We start from the raw sequence: 3,756 nt of genomic DNA, 5'->3' as shown, positions 1-3,756 counted from the left end.
ACAGGAAACTGGTTCGCCGCAGCGCCGCGCCAACCCAACCGCTTGGCGCTGCCGCGAACCCATCATAAGGGGGAAAACTGTTACCTATCTATCCGGTTCAAACTGTTACCCATCTATCGGCTGGACAGCTCTTATTCGCCGGTTTCGCCAATCATCGACGTCGCAGGAAGAGCCACCCACTTTCCCCAAGCTTAAAGCCCCAGTTCAGTCCGCAATTCCTCGGTGCTGTTGATGACGATAGCGCCGGGCGGGCCTTCCATCGGCTTTTCCGGCCAGAAGATCGTTTTCATGCCCGCCGCCAGTCCCGCCATGGCGCCCGGCCAGCTGTCGTCGATCGCCACGGCATGCGCAGGGTCGACATCGGCCAGATAGGCGGCGCGCAGGAACGGCTCGGCATGCGGCTTGCCTTCGCGCACATCGTTGCGGCTGATCGTCTTCATGCCGGGGTAGATCAGGCCGACCATGCTCAGATTGGCGTCGACGATCATCCGGTCCGAATTCGAGACCACGGCCTGCTGGATGCCTCTTGCACGCAGCTCGTTGAAGATCTCGATCGCGCCGGGGCGCGGCTTCAGCCCCTCGACCAACGGCAGATAATGTTCGTATTTGCGCACGATCCAGTCGTCGAAAGGCAGGTCCAGGCCGAACTCGTCGCGCATCATCTCGTAGACCGGCCAGGCGGCAACGCCGAGCACGCGCTCATGCAGATCGTCCGGCGGGACAAGGCCGACATTGCGCATCGCCGCCATCAGGGCTGCTTCGTGCAGCGGTTCGCTGTCGACCAGCGTGCCGTCCATGTCCCAGAAAACCGCTTGCGGCATCATGTGAGGCTCCTTTTTGCCATCCCTTAAAGGGTTTGAGCCGGGAGATAAACCTTCGGAGCGCAAGAACCTGCCGCCTGCCGGGACCGCGGCCAAGTCTCTTTGGCGACACAGGCAGAAAAACTGGCCGTGCCTACGCCGATGGACAGCAAGCAATTGCTCCCAAGATTGACAATTGCGCAGCAGGCCGTTCCCTGCGAAAGTGGGCATGGGCCGCTCTCATGACCGGCGGTCTCGGGAGGCAGGACTTTGAATAGCCGGCAGGATGGTGGCAGCAACAGGCTGGACGATGCGGCGCGCGCCGGCTGGCTTTATTATGTTGCCGGCAACACACAGGACCAGATCGCTTCGACGCTCGGCATTTCGCGGCAAACGGCGCAGCGGCTGGTATCGCTGGCGGTGTCGGAGGGCTTGATCAAGGTTCGCGTCGACCATCCGATCGCCAACTGCCTCGATCTGGCGGCACGGCTGAGATCGCGCTTTGCGCTCGATCTGGTCGAGGTGGTGCCGAGCGACCCCAATTCGTCCTCGACCACGATCGGCATCGCCGAGGCGGCTGCCGCCGAGATCGAGCGGCGGTTGCGGTCACCGACCCCGATCGTCATGGCGATCGGCACCGGGCGCACGCTGAAGGCGGCGATCGAGCAGTTGCCGCCGATGGAATGCCCGCAGCACAAGGTGGTGTCGTTGACCGGCAACATCTCGCCGGACGGCTCGGCAGCCTTCTACAACGTCATCTTCACCATGGCCGACAGGGTCAAGGCGCGCTCGTTCCCGATGCCGCTGCCGGTCATCGCCTCGTCGCCGGAGGAGCGCGAGATGCTGCTCAACCAGCCGATGATCCAGCCGACGCTTGCGCTTGCCGCCGAGGCCGACGTCACCTTCATCGGCATCGGCGATCTCGGCCCAAAGGCGCCGCTCTACGAAGACGGCTTCATTTCGGAGAGCGAATTGAAGGCGCTGCAGAAGGCCGGCGGCATCGCCGAGATCGTCGGCTGGGTATTCGACAGGGAGGGCCGCATGATCGAGGGCATCACCAACGACCGGGTGTCGTCGGCGTCGCTTCCGTCACGCGAGAAATCGCTGGTCATCGCACTGGCCATGGGCGAACGAAAGCTGCCAGGCATCCTGGCGGCCGCGAACCGGCGGCTGATCAACGGCCTCATCACCGATGAACGGACCGCCGCCGCCCTGCTGGCCAACATCTGACCGGAACCACACCTGATTTGCGATAAAACCAGCCGCGCTAGCTGTGCCGCCCGAAAGGGTCATTGCCATCGAGAAAACCGAGATCGCGCTGCAGATGCGGCGACAGGTCCCTGATGTCGAGATGTGCCCGTTTTTTGACCGCGAACCAGCCGAATCCATCCGTAAGCCACGAAAACCAGCGGTGATCCGGAGCGGGAGTGCATTTCTGCTGCGCCATGGTCATGATCGTCAACCTTCGCTATCCTGAACCCGAATGACGGGTTGACTGGGAATGTCGGTCTTGACGGCGGCCTTTGCCAATCGAACGTCGATAAGGACCCATAAGGAGGCTTTATGCCGGACCTGAGCTCTCGGCAGGTTTCACAGCTTCCGCCGCTGCAGGCGATCCGGGTGTTCGAAGCGGTGGCGCGGCATCTTTCCTTCACCAAGGCCGCCGGCGAACTCGCCATGACGCAGGCAGCGGTCAGCTATCAGATCAAGGTGCTGGAGGAACGGGTCGGCGCACCGCTGTTCCTGCGCCGGCCGCGCCAGATCGCACTCACCGAGGCCGGACAGCGCCTCGCGCCGGCGGTCAGCGAGGCCTTTGCCATTCTCGGCCAGGCCTATGCGGCGGCGCGTGGCGGCGCCGATGGATTGCTGTGCGTCACGACGGTGCTGACCTTTGCCTCGAACTGGCTGGCGCACCATCTGGGCTCTTTCCAGATCGCTCATCCCTCCCTTGCCGTGCGGCTCGAAACGTCGAGCCGGCTGACGGATTTCGCCCGCGAGGATGTCGACCTCGCCATCCGGTCGGGCGGCGGCAAATGGCCGGGGCTGGAAGCCTACAAGCTGCTCGATGCCGACTTCACCCCGATGCTGAGCCCGAAGCTCGCGGCAAGCATCGGCGGCGTCAGGGAACCGGCGGACCTGTTGCGGCTGCCGATCCTCGATCCCGGCGACATCTGGTGGACGCAATGGTTCGAGGCTGCCGGCGTGCATTCGCACGATCTTGCCAAGCGGCCCGGCAGCAGCATGGGCGCGCAGGCCTATGAGGCCAATGCGACGATCGCCGGTCATGGCGTCGCGGTCCTGACCAGGGCGCTGTTCAAGGCGGAACTTGCCGACGGGCGCCTGATCCAGCCTTTCGATCTGGTTGGCGACGACGGCCATGCCTATTGGCTGGTCTACCCCGAAGCGCGCCGCAACGTGCCGAAGATCCGTGCCTTCCGTGACTGGCTGCTGGCCGAGATCGCCTGCTGATCGGCAAGCTTTCGGGCTGCACCTGGTTCTCGCAGATCTATCCGCTGTTACCGCACTGTATCCGGCCGGGACGCTCCTCGTCCTGGCAATTTCCGCTCGTCCCGGCCTGCGGTGTCGCCCGGGTGCTGCGCTGCAGCATCGAATCCGACTTGACATAATTCATGCCAAGTGAGTAATTGCCCAAAGCCAAGGCAAATGCTCATCTTGGTTCAAGGGAGGAATTTGATGAAACTTCGCACGCTCACCCTGGGCTTGTTGTCGGCCAGCACGCTTGCGTTCGCCGCACATGCCGAATCCATCACCATCGCCACCGTCAACAATGGCGATATGGTCCGCATGCAAAAGCTGACCGACGACTTCACCAAGGCGAACCCGGACATCCAGCTCAACTGGGTTACGCTCGAGGAAAACGTGCTGCGTGAGCGCGTCACCACCGACATCGCCACCAAGGGCGGCCAGTACGACGTGATGACCATCGGCACCTATG

6 protein-coding genes are annotated in these 3,756 nt (G+C 63.2%); 4 read left to right on the top strand and 2 right to left on the bottom strand.

The genetic code is table 11. The features are described 5' to 3' along the window. The coding region (locus EN750_RS40005) for a hypothetical protein (RefSeq protein ID WP_210212762.1) at window positions 1-195 on the top strand (195 nt) is incomplete at its 5' end. Here EN750_RS40005 and EN750_RS23270 read toward each other — a convergent pair. Further along, window positions 192-824: an HAD family phosphatase gene (locus EN750_RS23270; RefSeq protein WP_127397767.1), complete on the bottom strand. Its 633-nt coding sequence runs from the start codon at window positions 822-824 to the stop codon at window positions 192-194. The genes EN750_RS40005 and EN750_RS23270 overlap by 4 nt on opposite strands. Before the next feature lie 246 nt (window positions 825-1,070). Here EN750_RS23270 and EN750_RS23265 point away from each other — a divergent pair, with 246 nt between their 5' ends. Then, complete coding sequence (locus EN750_RS23265; protein ID WP_127268413.1) at window positions 1,071-2,030, top strand: sugar-binding transcriptional regulator; 960 nt, start codon at window positions 1,071-1,073, stop codon at window positions 2,028-2,030. A 37-nt stretch (window positions 2,031-2,067) separates the two neighbouring features. Here EN750_RS23265 and EN750_RS23260 read toward each other — a convergent pair whose 3' ends face one another. Further along, entirely contained in the window at window positions 2,068-2,253 is a 186-nt protein-coding gene (locus tag EN750_RS23260) for a hypothetical protein (protein WP_127397766.1), read from the bottom strand. 110 nt (window positions 2,254-2,363) lie between these two features. On the opposite strand from EN750_RS23260, the gene gcvA reads away from it, so the two are divergent. Together gcvA and EN750_RS23250 are read left to right on the top strand one after the other, a co-directional pair. Next, window positions 2,364-3,269 carry a transcriptional regulator GcvA gene (gene gcvA / locus EN750_RS23255; protein WP_127397765.1) on the top strand — a complete coding sequence of 302 codons (906 nt, stop codon included), beginning with the start codon at window positions 2,364-2,366 and terminating at the stop codon, window positions 3,267-3,269. Between the two features lie 225 nt (window positions 3,270-3,494). After that, a partial coding sequence (locus tag EN750_RS23250; protein WP_127397764.1) for an extracellular solute-binding protein occupies window positions 3,495-3,756 on the top strand: 262 nt, incomplete at its 3' end.

This window comes from Mesorhizobium sp. M7A.F.Ca.ET.027.03.2.1, from assembly GCF_003999175.1.
GTDB lineage: Bacteria > Pseudomonadota > Alphaproteobacteria > Rhizobiales > Rhizobiaceae > Mesorhizobium.
The sequence above is the reverse complement of the archived record's forward strand: the minus strand, read 5'-3'. Positions and strand labels throughout refer to the sequence as shown.